The 16,421-nt window shown below is 48.4% G+C and carries 15 protein-coding genes; all 15 read left to right on the top strand.

From position 1 onward, the window contains the following. Nucleotides 1-33: 33 nt before the first annotated feature. The 15 genes from PODO_RS22975 to PODO_RS22905 all read left to right on the top strand — a co-directional run bounded on the left by PODO_RS22975 (nucleotide 34) and on the right by PODO_RS22905 (nucleotide 15,795). Nucleotides 34-1,215 (top strand): exonuclease SbcCD subunit D, encoded by a 1,182-nt coding sequence (locus tag PODO_RS22975; RefSeq protein WP_036683873.1) that lies wholly within the window; start codon nucleotides 34-36, stop codon nucleotides 1,213-1,215. Nucleotide 1,216: 1 nt separating this feature from the next. Beyond that, entirely contained in the window at nucleotides 1,217-4,633 is a 3,417-nt protein-coding gene (locus PODO_RS22970; protein WP_038572901.1) for an AAA family ATPase, read from the top strand. A gap of 354 nt (nucleotides 4,634-4,987) precedes the next feature. Next, a complete protein-coding gene (locus tag PODO_RS22965; RefSeq protein ID WP_036683863.1) occupies nucleotides 4,988-5,347 on the top strand; it encodes a histidine triad nucleotide-binding protein in 360 nt (119 codons plus the stop codon). 139 nt (nucleotides 5,348-5,486) lie between these two features. Then, entirely contained in the window at nucleotides 5,487-5,660 is a 174-nt protein-coding gene (gene rpsU / locus PODO_RS22960) for a 30S ribosomal protein S21 (RefSeq protein WP_036657994.1), read from the top strand. A 15-nt stretch (nucleotides 5,661-5,675) separates the two neighbouring features. Further along, on the top strand, nucleotides 5,676-6,119 hold the full coding sequence (locus tag PODO_RS22955; RefSeq protein WP_036683862.1) for a GatB/YqeY domain-containing protein: 444 nt from the start codon (nucleotides 5,676-5,678) through the stop codon (nucleotides 6,117-6,119). A gap of 118 nt (nucleotides 6,120-6,237) precedes the next feature. Then, entirely contained in the window at nucleotides 6,238-7,623 is a 1,386-nt protein-coding gene (locus tag PODO_RS22950) for an NfeD family protein (protein ID WP_038572898.1), read from the top strand. Nucleotides 7,624-7,678: 55 nt separating this feature from the next. Further along, complete coding sequence (floA, locus tag PODO_RS22945) at nucleotides 7,679-8,683, top strand: flotillin-like protein FloA (protein ID WP_036683849.1); 1,005 nt, start codon at nucleotides 7,679-7,681, stop codon at nucleotides 8,681-8,683. 18 nt (nucleotides 8,684-8,701) lie between these two features. Beyond that, nucleotides 8,702-9,280 carry a YqfB family membrane protein gene (locus tag PODO_RS22940; protein ID WP_038572896.1) on the top strand — a complete coding sequence of 193 codons (579 nt, stop codon included), beginning with the start codon at nucleotides 8,702-8,704 and terminating at the stop codon, nucleotides 9,278-9,280. A gap of 172 nt (nucleotides 9,281-9,452) precedes the next feature. Further along, the gene (gene yqfC, locus PODO_RS22935; RefSeq protein ID WP_036683844.1) at nucleotides 9,453-9,746 is read left to right on the top strand and encodes a sporulation protein YqfC; all 294 of its coding nucleotides are present in this window, start codon (nucleotides 9,453-9,455) and stop codon (nucleotides 9,744-9,746) included. After that, complete coding sequence (gene yqfD, locus PODO_RS22930; protein WP_036683842.1) at nucleotides 9,743-10,924, top strand: sporulation protein YqfD; 1,182 nt, start codon at nucleotides 9,743-9,745, stop codon at nucleotides 10,922-10,924. The genes yqfC and yqfD overlap by 4 nt, the downstream gene beginning before the upstream one ends. Nucleotides 10,925-10,939: 15 nt before the next feature. Beyond that, nucleotides 10,940-11,911 (top strand): PhoH family protein, encoded by a 972-nt coding sequence (locus tag PODO_RS22925; RefSeq protein ID WP_036683834.1) that lies wholly within the window; start codon nucleotides 10,940-10,942, stop codon nucleotides 11,909-11,911. Between the two features lie 14 nt (nucleotides 11,912-11,925). Further along, nucleotides 11,926-14,181: an HD family phosphohydrolase gene (locus PODO_RS22920; protein ID WP_036683831.1), complete on the top strand. Its 2,256-nt coding sequence runs from the start codon at nucleotides 11,926-11,928 to the stop codon at nucleotides 14,179-14,181. Further along, nucleotides 14,178-14,675 (top strand): rRNA maturation RNase YbeY, encoded by a 498-nt coding sequence (gene ybeY, locus PODO_RS22915; RefSeq protein WP_036683829.1) that lies wholly within the window; start codon nucleotides 14,178-14,180, stop codon nucleotides 14,673-14,675. The genes PODO_RS22920 and ybeY overlap by 4 nt, the downstream gene beginning before the upstream one ends. Then, nucleotides 14,675-15,070, top strand: coding sequence for a diacylglycerol kinase family protein (locus PODO_RS22910; protein WP_036683827.1), 396 nt, complete (start codon nucleotides 14,675-14,677; stop codon nucleotides 15,068-15,070). Before ybeY ends, PODO_RS22910 begins: the two co-directional genes overlap by 1 nt. Nucleotides 15,071-15,375: 305 nt before the next feature. Next, nucleotides 15,376-15,795, top strand: a complete 420-nt coding sequence (locus PODO_RS22905) for a cytidine deaminase (protein ID WP_036683825.1) — start codon at nucleotides 15,376-15,378, stop codon at nucleotides 15,793-15,795. Nucleotides 15,796-16,421 lie beyond the last annotated feature (626 nt).

The following is a 16,421-nucleotide window of genomic DNA, read 5'->3' as shown; positions in this document are numbered from 1 at the left end:
ATTGCCGCATAGGAGCGGGGAAAGAGGACGAAGATGCGGATATTGCATACGGGGGATTGGCACTTGGGCCGTACGCTGGAGGGAAGAAGCCGCCAGAAGGAGCAAGAGCAGTTCATAGATGAATTGGTGGAGATCGCCGATTTTCATAAGGTGGATTTGATTATGATGGCGGGAGATGTGTACGATTCCGTTAATCCACCAGCGGCTTCGGAGCAATTATTCTATGAGGCTGCTGCCAGGCTATCTTCAGGGGGCAGGCCCCTTGTGGTGATTGCCGGCAATCATGACCAACCGGAGCGCGTATCTTCAGTCTCCCCGCTTGTATTAAGGCAGGGGATTACCTTGGTAGGACTTCCAACCTCAGAGCCAGTGACAGTTCATGCTGCGCGCACGGGTGAGATTGCCAAAATCGCAGCCCTTCCCTACCCCTCAGAGGCACGTCTTGGTGAGCTGCTTGCTGGGGACAGCGGGGAAGAGGAGCTTCGACTGGCTTACAGCGCACGGGTAGGCAAACTCATGCAGCTGTTGGGAAGGGAATTTACCCGACAAACCGTAAATTTGGCGATGAGCCATATTTATGTGCTGGGTGGTGTAGAGAGTGATTCGGAACGCCCGATTCAAGTGGGTGGGGCTTACACTGTAGATCCTTCTGCTTTATCCTGTGGAGCGCAATATACTGCCCTAGGCCATCTTCATCGCGCTCAGCGTGTTAAAGGGGAAGGGATGATCCGTTATAGCGGATCCCCGTTGGCATATAGCTTTTCGGAAGCAGGACAAGCCAAGTCGGTGACGCTGATTGATGTCGCGCCGGGCGGTGAGCCGACCTTCGAAGAAATCTATCTACGCTGTGGGCGTCCACTTGTAAGATGGAGCTCTACGGGTGGATTGCAAGAGGTATATAACTGGTTGGATGAAGGTAGAGATGCTTCTGCTTTTATAGATTTGGAGATTCGGCTCAGTGAAGCTATGTCGATGAATGATATTCAGCGCCTGCGTAAATCACGTGAGGGGATCATTCATATTCGTCCGATTTATCCGCAAATGGAGCTGGAGCTCGAACAGATTTCCCGTTCACGTATGCCTGTACAAGAATTGTTCCGTAAATTCTATCAGCGGCAGACGGGCGGGGCGGAGCCGGAGGATCGTTTGATTGAGCTGTTCTTACAGCTAACCGAAGAAGAACGGCAGCAGCCGGAGGAAGGAGAGGAGAACTAAGGTGAAGCCTATTTTATTAAAAGTTGCAGGATTGCAGAGTTATAGAGAAATGCAGGAAATAGATTTTGAAAGTCTGTGTGAGACCGGGCTGTTTGGGATTTTTGGACCTACGGGCAGCGGCAAGTCCAGTTTGTTGGATGCTATTACTTTGGCGATGTACGGGAAAGTAGAGCGCGCCGTTAACGGGACACAGGGGATTATGAATCACTCTGAGGATTCACTCAGCGTGGCGTTTACCTTCGAGCTCACTTCCTCTGCTGGGGCACATCGTTATCGTGTTGAACGTAAGTTCAAGCGGACAGGTGAGCAAACAGTCAGCAACACCATTAGCCGTTTCATTGAAGTCACACCTGACGGGGATAACGTTATGGCGGATAAACTCGCAGATGTTACACGTTGTGTGGAAGAGCATATTGGACTCAAAATGGATGACTTCACGCGAGCAGTTGTATTGCCGCAGGGGAAATTCGCCGAATTCTTATCGCTTCGGGGCGTAGACCGCCGACAAATGCTGCAGCGCCTGTTCCATTTGGAACAGTATGGCGATCAGCTTGCGTTGAAGCTTAGCCGGCGGGTGAAGGAGAATGAGGCTGCGCTCCGCGCGCTCGAAGCGGAGCAGCAGGGGCTTGGCAGCGCAGGCAAAGAGGATGTAGAGGCAGCGGCGGAGCGCCTCGAACAAGCAGCCCAACATGCTGTGGAATGCCGCCGCAAGCTGGAGGCGGCGCTGCAGGTCGCGGAGCGTTTCACGCGCATTCGCGAGCTGCAAGAGGAACGGACCCGCCGCGAATTGCAGCGGCAGGGACTGCTCTCCAAGGAGGAGGAGATTCTCCTCCTTGAACGGAAGCTCGGCCAAGCTGACGAGGCCGAGGCTAGGCTTCCCGCGCTGAAAGCATGGCGAAGCGCGGAAGAAGCCTTCAAGAGCCGATTGACCCGCGCGGAGGGTCAAGAGGTGCTGGCCGCCGCTGCCGAGCAGGAGGCGGCGCGTGCCGCTGCGGCCGCGGCTGCTGCGCAGGCCGCGCTTGCGGCGGAAGAGCCGGCCCTCCGGCAGGGGGCCGACACCTACCGCCGCGCGCTCGAGCTCGAGTCCGAGCTCGGCGCCCTGCGGCGCGAACTCGCGGCTCTGCGCGAGCGCCGCGAAGAGGCCTCCCGCAAGCTAGCGGAGCTGCGGGAGGGCATGGCCCGGGAGCGTGAGCTTTTGGCCAAGGGCCAAAAGCGCCAGCAAGAGCTGCAGCAGAGCTTGCAGCCGCTCGGTGTCCGCTCCCAGGAGCGGCAGTCTCTGCAAGAAGCGATGCAGAGACTGCAAGGGCTGCACTCCGCCGAATCCCAGTGGGATAAGGCGGAGAAGGAGCGCCGCGAGCGTGCCGCTGCACTCGCGGCTGCGCAGGCGCGACTCGCGGAGGCCGAGGGCCGTCGCGAGCAGCAGGAAGCTTCTCGCGGGCAGCTGATCCGCGAGGCGGCGCTGCATCAAGAGAAGCTGCTGGCGACAGAAGAAGCTGCGCGCACCGCAGCAGAAAGCCTGGAGCAACATATCAGTTCTTTGGAAGCAGCCCTCAAGGGGCATGAGTTGCACAGACTGTCGCTTGGATTGGCTAAAGAATTGGAAGCAGGACAACCATGCCCTGTATGTGGCAGCGAACACCACCCGGCCCCTGCTGTATTGCAGGATAACCTAGAGCAACAGGAACTGGAGTCAAAGCTTCAACAGGCTCGGGTGTTGTCTAGACGTGCTTTGGAAGCACGCCATATGTTCCGTGGTTTAAGGGAGCAGGACCTGGTTTGGCTGGAGCAGGTGTTTGGTGATGGAGCTTTTGATACGGTAAATCATCCTGCGGCGGCAGGTTCAGAAGTCAGCACTACAGAGGTTTCCTCTACCGATATGTCCATCCCAGATGAAAAAGCTTTGGCAGAACTTGATGCTGCATTTTTAGCATTAAAAAGCCAGTCTGGAGAACTGCGCCGTACAGCGATACAATGGCAGCAATCGATGCAGGAAGTTCAGCAGCTATGCCTCAAAGAAGCAGCGGGTGCCGAAGGTGAGCGAAGCTGGGTAGAAGGCCTTACCGCCAAAGCTGAGGAACTGAGTGGCCAACTAACCGCTTTGCGGCAGAACTGGGTACAGCAGTTCCCTGATTTGGGACCGGAAGAGGTAGAAAAAGCTTATCGTGAGCTGTTAGCCAAGGATGCTCAAGCTGAGGAAATTAGATCCCGACTGGAAATCAGTGTCAAGTTTCTGGATGAGAAAAGCGCTTCGTTACAGAATCTTCAGGAGACCATCACCGGACTCGATAAAGAGCTTACTCAGTGGAATACACAGATGGAAGGCAAAGAAGAATTGCAGCGTGAAAAAGAACGGCGTCTTCTAGAGTGGACTAATGGCCGCGCTGCTGCCCCACTTCTAGCAGAGTGTGAGCGTCGTCTGCAGGAATTGTTAGCAGCTGTGGAGACCAGCCAACGATTACATCTCACGGCAGCGGAAAAAGCGCAGCATGAGATCAAGGAGGCAGCGATTACCCGCCAGGCTGCAGAATCTGCTCGAGAGCATTATGTGACTTCAAGCCATCTGTGGGAGCAAAGCTTAACCTCTTCACCGTTTAGTTCGGCCGCTGAGGTTGAAGGAGCAGCTCTCGCACCTGAAGAGCGGGAAATTTCATCTTCTCGGGTACGTGCCCATCGTGCTGAAGAAGCTGAAGTCTCATTGCAGCTGCGCAATATTGAAGAGAAGCTTGACGGAGCCAGCTTAAGTGAAGAGGAATGGCAAGTTAGCCAGGAGAGCTTAAGCGCGTGTAAGTCAGAGGATGAAATGTCTCTGCAAGCAAGAGCGCGTGCAGAGCGAGATCTAGAGGATCTGCGGCATCGGCATATTCGCTGGATGGAGCTTGAAGCCCAGCGGCTAGAACATGCTTCCCTACAGGATCATTTGTCCAAATTGCAGACGGTTTTACGTGGAAATGCTTTTGTTGAGTATATTGCGGAGGAACAATTGATGCAGGTGTGCCAGTCTGCTTCTCAGCGGCTTCGTTTCCTGAGCAAACAGCGTTATGCGCTGGAGGTTGATTCGGGCGGTGGCTTTGTAATCCGTGATGATGGAAACGGTGGTGTAAGAAGACCGGTCTCCACGCTTTCCGGCGGAGAGACGTTCTTAACTTCCTTGTCACTTGCACTTGCTCTTTCGGCACAGATTCAGCTGCGGGGGCAGTATCCATTGCAATTTTTCTTTTTGGACGAAGGTTTTGGTACGCTGGATCCGGAATTGCTCGATACGGTAATTACCTCACTGGAAAGACTGCATAACGACCAACTGTCTGTCGGCATTATCAGCCATGTTCCAGAGCTTCGGGCACGACTGCCACGCAAGCTGGTAGTAGTACCTGCTGAACAGGGTGGAGGGGGATCTCGGATCCTTTTGGAAAAAATGTGAAGATCTACAATGTGTGTGATTCTTATCACAGATACAGTATCAACGCGCTGTTATAATACAGCTAAGCCGACATTACTTTAGAAACACCTCGGCGGACGTATGGCAGGGAATGAACTCCTTTTCATACGTCCGCCGCCGAATCAGCTTTATAAGCTGTGAAGGGTGTTTCTCTTTTTTTTGTCTTTTTTAGGCCTAACGGTGTTGATATATTTATTTAATGGTTCATTCTGTAACAGATACAGTTTGGTGCTGATTATACTGAGTTTGCTTGCTGCTTTCGTAATTGATGATTATCCTGTATGATTATCTTATGATGAAGTGGAATTTCACCAATTTTTAGGAGGCAAGCACTCTATGGAGACCGTGTTTAGCAAAATTATTGAGGGTACTATTCCTTCCAAAAAAGTATTTGAGAATGAACGTATTCTTGCATTTTACGACATCGAGCCGGCTGCACCGGTACATGTGTTGATCATTCCCAAGAAGTTCATTGCTTCAATGAATGATGTTACACCTGAGGATCTTCCGCTAATTGCTGAAATCCACAGTGTAGCCCAACAGATCGCCAAAGACCTTGGGATTGCTGAGTCTGGTTATCGTTTAATCAATAATTGCGGGCCTGATAGTGGACAAGCTGTGCCTCATCTTCATTATCACCTGCTGGGTGGAGCCAAGCTGGGTGCGCTCACTGGAAACTCAGCTTCCCACGCATAGCATAATCATTTAATGTTGAAGAACTTGCCAGAAAAAAGAATAGCACGAAGGTTGACACGTTATTTCCGTTTGACCTATAATGGAGTTTGATAAACCGTGTTATGCTCTTGGACGGTATGGTCGGAGGGAGGGGAAACCTGTGTCTGAAACGAAAGTTCGCAAAAACGAGACAATTGATGCTGCACTTCGTCGCTTTAAACGTTCCATCGCAAAAGATGGTGTCTTGGCTGAGGTGAAGAAACGCAAACATTACGAAAAGCCGAGCGTTAAGAAAAAGCTGAAGTCTGAGGCTGCTCGTAAGAGAAAGTTTTAGGAGGATTACCCACGCATGAATCTTAGCGAGAGATTGAACGAAGATATGAAGCAAGCGATGAAGAGTAAGGACAAGTTCACGCTCTCCACGATTCGAATGGTTCGTTCTACAATAAAGTATCTTGAAATAGATCTGAAGAGAACATTGGACGACAACGAAGTGCTTGATATCCTTAGTCGTGAAATCAAACAGCGCAAAGATGCCCTCCAAGAATTTGAATCAGCGGGTCGCGACGAGCTTGCCGCGAGTACAAAAGCAGAAATCGAGATTATTATTAAATATCTTCCCGAGCAACTTTCCGAAGAAGAAATTAAAGTAATTGTACAGCAGACCATCCAGGAAACCGGTGCTTCTTCGAAGAGCGAAATGGGGAAGGTCATGAGCGCACTGATGCCTAAGGTCAAAGGTCGCGCTGATGGTAAACTCGTGAACCAGGCGGTTCTGCAATTTCTGCAATAATATAGCACTAGCACCCCTTGCAAAAGGGGTGCTTTTCTATGTAATGAAACGTAAATCCAATTTCAGCGTATTAAGGGTTATGAGTTCTGGGTCAAGCTAAAGAAGGGAGGTAAAATCATTGAGAAGATTACGGAAAATACTGTTAGCTAGCATTCCTGTGGTCCTGCTGTTACTCCTCCTGACACCCTTTGCAACGAATGTAAGCGCTGACGGGGCAGCCCCGAAAACACCGGGGGTTACGAACAGTGAGCTGAAACAAGGTCCCGTGTTTATTATTCCGGTAGATCAAAAGATTGAACGGGGTTTGCAAAGCTTTTTGGAAAGAGGATTTGAAGAAGCCGCTAATTATGGAGCAGTCCTTATTCTACTAGAGGTCGATACACCTGGAGGGCTGGTGAAATCGGCAGAAGAGATTGGGACGATGGTAAGAGAGAGTGAAATACCAACAGCTGCCTATATTAAAGGTGATGCCGCTTCTGCAGGCAGTTACATAGCACTTAATGCAGGTGCAATAATCATGAAGCCGGGCAGTATGATCGGCTCCGCTTCCTTGGTAGACATGAATGGTCAAAAAGTCGATGATGCCAAAATGATATCCTACTGGAGATCTAAAATGATCGGTGCTGCTGCTCTGAATGAGCGTGATCCAGACATTGCCGCTGGTATGGTGGATAGTAATTTGGTCGTGGATAAGCCAGAGCTTGGTGTGACTAAGATACAGGGAGAGATCATTGCCTTGTCTAGTGAAGAAGCTTTAAAAGCTGGTTACGCTGATCAAATTACAGATACCTCTGAAGAAGCAATTCATTGGCTTGGATATACTACAGACGACATCTTTCGCGTAGAACATACCGGTGCGGAAAAAATGTCGCAATTTCTGACCAATCCGATTATTATGACGATTCTGCTGTTCATTGGGATTACAGGCGTTGTAATTGAACTGATTGTTCCAGGCTTTGGTGCGCCAGGAATTATCGGGACATTGGCTTTTGTGTTATATTTCTTCGGCAACTATGTTGCAGGATTCGCCGGAGCGGAAACTTGGCTCTTGTTTATCATTGGGCTTGTCATGCTTGTGCTGGAGCTCTTTGTGCCTAGCTTCGGAATATTGGGGCTGCTCGGCTCTGTTAGCCTTGTAGCGGGTGTCGTACGAGCTGCTTACAGCTATAAGCATGCACTTCTCAGTCTAGGTATCTCTTTCGTAGCTGCGACTATAGTTGTAGTAATTGTTGCGGTCATTTTTAAAGAACGAGGGATCTGGAACAGATTTATTTTGAAGGAAAGCCTTACTAAAGATCAGGGATTTGTGCCCGTAGAAGAGAAGCTTAGCTTATTAGGCGCTACAGGAACCAGTATTACTCCGCTTCGTCCATCAGGAACGGCTATGATAGGCGGCGAACGTGTGGATGTTGTTACAGAAGGTAGTTTTATTAGTGCTAATGCACCGGTCTCTATTATTAAAGTAGAGGGCGGACGGATTGTTGTGAAAGAAATCAAGGAATAAGGTAAACACTGGAACCAATAACAGTTCTAGAATAAATTTACGGAGGTTATATAGTATGGGTGAAGCATCTTTGATTCCTATTCTGTTTATCGCGGTAGTGGTGATTATTGTATTAAGCGTGTTTTTAAGTTTCTTCCCGGTTATGCTCTGGATTTCTGCATTAGCGTCGGGCGTTAGAATCAGTATTATTACACTGGTGGCGATGAGACTGCGTCGTGTAACCCCAAGTCGTATCGTTAACCCAATGATTAAAGCGACCAAGGCAGGTCTTGGACTGAACATTAATCAACTGGAGAGTCACTATCTCGCAGGTGGTAACGTAGACCGGGTGGTTAATGCGCTTATTGCAGCACAACGTGCAGATATTCCTCTGGAATTTACTCGCGCAGCAGCTATTGATCTTGCAGGACGTGATGTGCTGCAGGCTGTGCAAATGAGCGTTAACCCTCGTGTAATTGAGACACCGGTTGTTGCGGCTGTTGCTAAGAACGGGATTGAAGTTAAGGTAAAAGCGCGCGTAACTGTTCGTGCCAATATCGACCGTCTCGTGGGTGGTGCGGGTGAAGAAACGATTATTGCCCGTGTTGGTGAAGGGATTGTAACGACAGTAGGTTCGAGTGATTCCCACAAAGATGTCCTTGAGAACCCGGATTTGATTTCGCGGACGGTATTGTCCAAAGGTCTGGATTCAGGTACTGCTTTTGAGATCCTCTCCATTGATATTGCGGATATCGATGTAGGCAAGAACATCGGTGCTTATCTACAAACTGAGCAAGCAGAAGCGGACAAACGTATTGCCCAAGCCAAGGCGGAAGAACGCAGAGCGATGGCTGTCGCTCACGAGCAAGAGATGAAGGCGCGCGTAGTAGAGATGAAGGCTCTTGTTGTAGAAGCTGAATCTCAGGTGCCTATGGCGATGGCTGAGGCGCTCAGAAATGGCCAAATCGGCGTGATGGATTATATGAATATCAAAAACATCGAGGCAGATACCCAAATGCGGGGATCTCTCGGCAAAATGAATGATCAGGACGACAATAACCGTCCTAACAATAATAAATAAAAGGGGATGTGAATCTCCATGAGCTGGATCTATATTATTGCGGTTATTATATTCGCGATCGTATCCAATGTGAATAAAGCAACTAAAAACAAGCCCAAAGGAGCTCCTCGCGGGGGGATGCCCACTTTTGGGGGCGGAGAGGATTCTCCGCTCCGCCGGGTAAAGCGCCCGGATATCGATGGAGGGCGCCAAGCGGAGTCTGGCAGTGGATTTCCTGCTCCTGTTAACACCTCTTCCCGGCAGTCGATGTCAGAGGATAACCGGGAGTATGAAGCCTCTCCTGCCTTTCCAGAACCCGCGTATATACCAACTCCAGATTATTCTACTGGAGAAGGAATGTCTTTGGAGCATGCCGATGACGGAGTTGAATTACGCACACAAAGAATGCAAGAAGAGGTGCGGCGTCTTCAATCTGCTTTTGACGGGATAGCGGGTGCAGATTCCAAAAGGTCAAATAAGACTAAGAACACCAACTCACCCTCTGCGGCAGACCAGACACATGAAACAGGGAGTCGTGACGACCTGCGCAATGGTGTAGTCTGGGCAGAGATTCTGGGGCCACCACGTTCTCGTCAGCCGCATTCTACCCGAAGATAATATTTACGGATCATAGTAACAATAAAGCCTCGGTTTCCTATCTTTACGATAGGTTGCCGGGGCTTTTTTTGCTTTTTTCACACTAGAAGGGTCCTCCTTTGTTACTTCTTCTCATAAAAAAAAGCGTAGCCGCATAAGGTGTACAGAAGGCAGGAAGGGGGAACGTCTACTTATGACCCGTATTGGCCGCAGGCTGCGGGGATGGACAAACGGGGTACTGGATCTACCACAGGACTTATTACAGGAAATGCCCCGGATCACCCTGATCGGCAATAAGGAACTGCATATTGAGAACCATCGCGGCGTGCTGCATTTTTCCTCTGGTCAGCTTAAGCTCGCGTTAGCTAAAGGATCGCTTGAAATCACAGGCGAGGGACTTGTCATCCGAAATATTCTAGGCCAGGAATTGGCTGTAGAAGGCGTTATCGGGGAGATCAGATATAACGAAAGCGAGGAGAGATCATGAAGGAGCCACCTCTGTCATCACTGCGGGGGTTCGTTACACTGCATGTGACGGGACCTCAGGTGGAGCGATTTATTAATTTCATTTCTGAAGCAGGAATCATGATTTGGGATGTGAGGCCCGCTGAGGGCGGCGCTTCCCTTAAGCTGCTTCTGGATGATTTTTATGTCCTCCGGCCGATTTTAAAAAAGACAGGCTGTCGTATGCACGTTACCGGTAGAAGCGGACTTCCATTTCTTATGGCACGGCTGTGGAAAAGGAAATTTTTTGGAATAGGTATTTTAATGTTTGGAATTACACTTTTTATGTTATCTACGATGGTATGGAGTATTAGAGTCGAAGGAAATGAAAAGATTGCCTCTGAGGATATATTGGCTGCTGCTCGCCAGGAGGGGGTGTACCCTTTTCAGTGGATATGGCGTCTGGAGGAGCCGGACAAGCTCTCTAAGGGGCTGCTGGCCCATTTACCGGGTGTTTCTTGGATAGGGCTGCAACGGACGGGGACGAGCATCAAAATTCAGGTTGTAGAGGCTAAACAGCCCGACATCAAACCTTTGCTTAGCCAGCGCCATTTAATTAGCCGAACAGATGCGGTGGTAACAGAAATATATGCGGAGCAGGGCAGACCGGTAGTTGCGCGTAATTCGCGTGTGAAAAAAGGAGATATCCTGATTTCCGGTGCTCTTGGAGACGAAGAAAATGTAGAGTATGTGGTAGCCAAGGGTGAGGTTAAGGGCTTGGTTTGGCATGAGTACAATATCGAGGTCCCTCTTAAAACAACAAATAGCACCTATACTGGGGAGCGTAAGGATCGCACTTATCTTGTGTTGGGGAAATGGGCTATTCAGCTGTGGGGTTATGGCAAATCCGCCTTTGAGAATTCAAAGACGCTCACAGAGCATGATCCGCTGTCTTGGCGTTCTATTGAGTTGCCGCTGGGCCTGATGACTGAGAAAGAAATGGAGATCAATGAAACAAAGGATACGATAACTCCAGAAGCCGGAGTTGCGAGGGGAATTGAGCGGGCGAAGAATGATATTTTAGCTCGATATGGTGTTGATAGCGTCATCAAAAGTCAAAAAGTTTTGCATGAGAAGAAAGAGAATGGTAAAGTTTATATGAAAGTGATCTTTGAAGTAGAAGAAAAAATTTCCGAAGAACTGCCAATAGTAAACAATTGAGGAGAATGAGGCTACTTGTCAGAACAGACTGCAAGCATTCGTATATCTTTGCAAAATGCGGGAGAAGCGCAATCGCTGTTTGGCCCGCAGGATGGATTCTTAAAAATCATCGAGAGTGAAATTCCCGCCATTATTGATTCGCGTGAAGCTGAGCTAACGATTCGTGGAGCTGAGCGGGAAGTAGACATGCTGGGGCAATTGTTTAATGTGCTACTGTCCCTCATTCGGAGCGGTTACATACTTACTGAACGTGATGTGCAGTACGCTGTGGAACTGGCGAAAGATTTTCGTGCTGATCAATTGCTCGATTTGTTCAAAGGAGAAATTACTACAACTTTTCGCGGAAAGCCTATCCGTGTCAAAACGGTCGGCCAGAAGCATTATGTGACAACGATCAAGAAGCGTGATATTGTATTCGGAATCGGTCCTGCAGGAACGGGGAAGACCTACTTGGCAGTGGTGCTTGCAGTTACGGCACTGAAAGAGGGTTCGGTTAAGCGTATTGTTCTTACGCGTCCCGCAGTAGAAGCAGGAGAGAGTCTAGGATTCCTTCCAGGGGATTTGCAAGAAAAGGTAGATCCATATCTGCGTCCGCTTTATGATGCGTTATACGACGTTATGGGACCCGATCAGGTGGCTAAGGCGCTTGAACGGGGATTGATTGAGATTGCTCCGCTGGCTTATATGCGCGGACGTACACTGGATGATTCATTTATCATCCTGGATGAAGCACAGAATACCACACCTGAGCAAATGAAAATGTTCCTGACTCGACTCGGCTTCGGGTCCAAAATGGTGATTACAGGTGACGTTACCCAGATTGACCTGCCCCGCGGCAAGAAATCCGGTTTGATTGAAGCCAAAGCGATTTTATCCGGCATAGAAGAACTTGGCTTTGTCTACTTCGCGGAACAGGATGTTGTACGGCATTCCCTGGTGCAGAAAATTATCGTTGCCTATGACCGCTCTGCCGAAAACCTCCAATAAAGGGGATTGTCTTCATGGCTTCAAAGCAACCATCTAAATTAAGCGGATTTGTATATACGAACAACGGATGGAAGTATAGCGCAGTGACACGCTATGCTCTTTTCCTGTTACTCGGACTAGTGTTCTACTTCAGCTTGTCGCCAGAATTGCTACCTAAGAAATATGATATTAAAGAGAATACTTACAGTGCAAAGGAAATAACGGCACCGAAACAAATTAAGGACACCAAAGCTACGTTAAAGGCGGCTGAGGAAGCGGCTGAAAGCGTATCTCCCAAGTACAAAATTATCCCGATGAGGGCGGACAACCTTGTGACCTCACTGCTGGACCGGATAGATCGCCTCAATCAGGATGATCTGATTTCGCAAAGCGATAAGACGGGGATTTATCGTGATGAGATTCCGCAGAGAGCCAGCGACTTCATCTTGAATTTCGTAGCTTCCAATCGAGGCAGCGCTACTTATTCAGATCACCTTCTGGATGAAATGCAATCTGTCATCAAAGAGCAGACCTATGTCATTCCGGAAGAGACTTACATTAAGATTCCGCGCCTGACCTCTCAGGACATTATCGAGATGAAGCCTGTCGCCCGAGATATTGTAACTAGGCTGATGAATGATCAGATTACGGATGCGCAGACTGCTCGCGCCAAGGTAGCGGAACAGGTCAGTATTAGTTCTCTAAGCCAGCGTACAGCGCGTGAGGTTGTTCAGGAGCTTGTACGTCTTGTGATCACAAGTAACAAGTTCTACGATGAGGATGCCACCAAGGAAGCGAAGGTACAAGCTCGGGAGAACACACCTGATGTATTCATCGAGCAAGGGGACACGCTTGTTGCTAAGGGGCAGTTAATTACTCCAGAGCTCTACACTCTTTTGGATGAGAATGGTCTACTAAGCAATGAGGTGAATTACTGGCCCCAATTAGGCCTATTGATTCTCTCTGCGATGCTCTCCGTCGGTTTGCTTGCGTTCATTCGTTATTCTGGCGGTACCTCAGGCTTTAAGTACAACAATTCTCAGCTATTGATGCTGGTGCTTGTATTTGTTATAACTATTATCTCTATGCGGCTGGCCGCTGTTTTGCAGACCGATGTCCGATCTTATATCGGATTCCTGGCACCAGTGGCGATAGGCGCAATGTTAATTGCAATGCTTCTGGACATGCCTTTGGCCTATTTCTGCTCCATTCTATTCAGTGTACTGGCAAGTGTTATTTTGAATGTGCAGCAGAACTCAATCTTTGATTTTAACTTTGGTTTCTTTGCCATTGTGGTTTCTTACGTGGCTATCTTTGCGACTCACCGTGCGGGTCAACGCTCCACGCTCCTTAAAGGCGGGATTATGGTATCGCTTTTTGGCTGTCTGACAGTCTTTATGCAGATACTGCTAGGTGGAGGGGCATGGAAAGAGGTAGGTACCTTGTATTCGGTTGGTTTTGCTTTTGCAGGGGGGCTATTGACGGCTGTGCTTGTGATTGGGCTAATGCCTTTCTTCGAAGCAACCTTTGGTATTCTATCAGCATTGAAGCTGGTAGAATTGTCTAATCCAAACCACCCGCTGCTGCGCAAGCTGCTTACCGAAACCCCGGGAACCTATCACCATAGTGTAATGGTAGGTAACCTGTCGGAGGCTGCCGCGGAAGCAATTGGAGCAGATGGCTTATTATGCCGGGTAGGATCGTATTATCATGATATTGGCAAAACAAAACGTCCGTTTTATTTTATCGAGAATCAGAATAATATGGAAAACCCACATGACTCTATTGAACCGAAGCTTAGTAAATCTATCATCGTTGCCCACGCCCGTGACGGGGTGGAAATGCAACGAGAATATAAGCTGCCAAAACCAATCCGTGACATTGCGGAGCAGCATCATGGAACAACGTTCCTGCATTATTTTTACCATAAGGCACTGAAGCTGGCTGAAGAAAAAGGTGTCGAGGCTGATTTTACCGAGGAAGATTTCCGTTATCCTGGACCGAAAGCCCAGTCGAAGGAAGCAGCCGTTGTGGGGATTGCCGACAGTGTCGAGGCTGCAGTGAGATCATTGCGTAAGCCAACTGTTCTGCAGGTGGAAACGATGATTGAGAAGATTATTAAAAGTCGACTGGATGATCATCAGTTTGACGAATGTGATTTGACGATTAAAGAATTGGATATTATTGCACGGACTCTGAAGGAGACGGTTATGGGAATTTTCCATTCACGGATCGAATACCCAGAAGATGTGCGTAAGCCGAAAAAAGAGGAAGGGGCACCTAACCCATGAGTTTGGAGATCGTTTGGGATAACGAGCAAGAAGAATACGAGATAAAGGACGATCTCATTACGCTGCTGGAGAGTATTTTGCAAAAAGCAGGTGAAGCGGAAGGGATCGATCGGGGCGAGGTAGCTCTTACTTTTGTCGATAACGCTCGTATACATGAGTTGAATTTAGAATATCGGGGAATTGACCGTCCGACGGACGTGCTTTCTTTTGCTATGAATGAAAGCGGAGAGGACGAGCTGGACATTATATACGAGGTAGAGGAAGGCGAGGCGCTGGAAGATGTTCCAGACGTACTTGGGGATATAATCATTTCCGTAACTCGTGCGCAGGAGCAGGCGCTGGAATACGGTCATTCACTGGAACGAGAGCTTGGTTTTCTTTTCGTTCACGGATTTCTGCATTTGTTAGGATATGATCATCAGGATGAAGCCTCAGAAGCAGAAATGATGTCCAAGCAAGAAAAAGTACTATCTCAGGTTGGGTTGACGCGCTAATGGTGAAGAACACGGCGGTAGGGCACAAGAAGTTCTGGCACTCTTTTCGGTTTGCATCGCAAGGCTTAGTGTCGGCATTCAAATCCGAGCTTAACATGAAGGTGCATTGCTGTTTAGCGGTGGTTGTGCTAGTTGCCGCTGCCGTGTTCAGACTTCCGCTGGCCAGTTGGATGTTGCTGCTGTTCTCGATCACGCTTGTCCTAACTGCCGAACTGCTCAATACGGCAATTGAAGCGACGGTTGATCTGATCTCGCCAGAGATTCATCCACTGGCTAAGAGAGCAAAAGATACCGCCGCAGGAGCTGTGCTTCTCACGGCGGTGTTTGCTGTCTTAGTCGGGATCTATGTTTTTTACCAGCCTGTGATGGACTGGATTAGCGGACTTATGTCATAATCAGGATACAAAATCAATTCAGGGGAGAGGCGGACCCGCGTTTTGCGATTCCGCCTCTTTCGTTACTGAATAATTTTGAAGTGAGTTATGTACCCGAATATATCTCATGAAGTACGCTGATAAAATTTAGTGCATGCTGAGAAAATAACGATAAACGAAACTAATTAGATGTTTACGAAGTGAGTTTTGTTGAAGTGATAACAGGAAGTTACGATAAACAAAACAGAGCGTATGCTTACGAAGTGAGTTTTGTGCGAAGAAAAATCAACGAAGTCAATACTCACAAAACTTTAGGAGGACAAAATATGGATTCTACTCTTCTTATGCAAGAGGCGATTAAAGCACGAGCTAAAGCTTACATTCCATATTCCCGATTCGGAGTGGGAGCTGCCCTTCTTGATCAGGATGGTCATATTCACCACGGCTGTAATGTGGAAAATGCTGCTTTTGGCCCAACCAACTGTGCGGAACGGACAGCATTATTCCGTGCGATTGCGGATGGACATGCTGTTGGTTCTTTTAAAGCAATTGCCGTAGTAGCTGACTCTGACGGCCCCGTTTCACCTTGCGGTGTGTGCCGGCAAGTAATGATTGAGTTGTGTTCACCAGATATGAAGGTTATTCTTGGAAACATGAAGGGTGATATCGTTGAGACTACGGTGGGAGAATTGCTTCCAGGCGCTTTTGGTCCCGTAGATCTAAAGCAAGGACAAGCTTCAGAATAAAATGAGGTTTTGATTTAATGCCTGTGCCCGTATAAAGGCAAATTAGGCATAGTTAGACGAAGGTTGCTACTTTAATTGCACAATGTACAGTTAAATTGCTACTCTTTCCCACAAAAATGAATTTAGTTGCAGATAGTACAATTAAATTTATGATAAAGTCCATATTAGGCTCTTAAGACAGGATTTAATTGCACAGAATACAACTAAAGCACCAAAACATAAACTCAAACTAAAATTAGTTGTACAAAATACAATTAAAAGTGTTCTAGTTCTACCAAGTTAGGCTAAACTGGTGCAAACTATGTGTTATTAGAGTAATATTACGAGGTAAGCGCCGCGGCAAAAGCCGCCAGCGATTCTTTGCCCATCGTAACTTGAAACCCTGCCTGTAAGCTGCATCTCAGTAATTTTTCTCCATGGTGAGCTTAATGCGAACCGTGTTAATAAGCGACAGTGAAGCGTGTCCCCAACAGGGGACAAAAGCGCTCATACACAACCGTCCCTCTAATCCCGTCGAACGTTGCAGGTACGCCTATTTTCGGGTGTCCAGAGGGTCGGGGCCCTTGGGGTCCCCCTTGGCTGAGGGAGATTCAGGGGGAGCGAAAAAGCTTTTAAAAAAAGATTGA

Origin of the sequence: Paenibacillus odorifer (genome assembly GCF_000758725.1) — a bacterium.
Lineage (GTDB): Bacteria > Bacillota > Bacilli > Paenibacillales > Paenibacillaceae > Paenibacillus_AQ > Paenibacillus_AQ odorifer.
The sequence above is the reverse complement of the archived record's forward strand: the minus strand, read 5'-3'. Positions and strand labels throughout refer to the sequence as shown.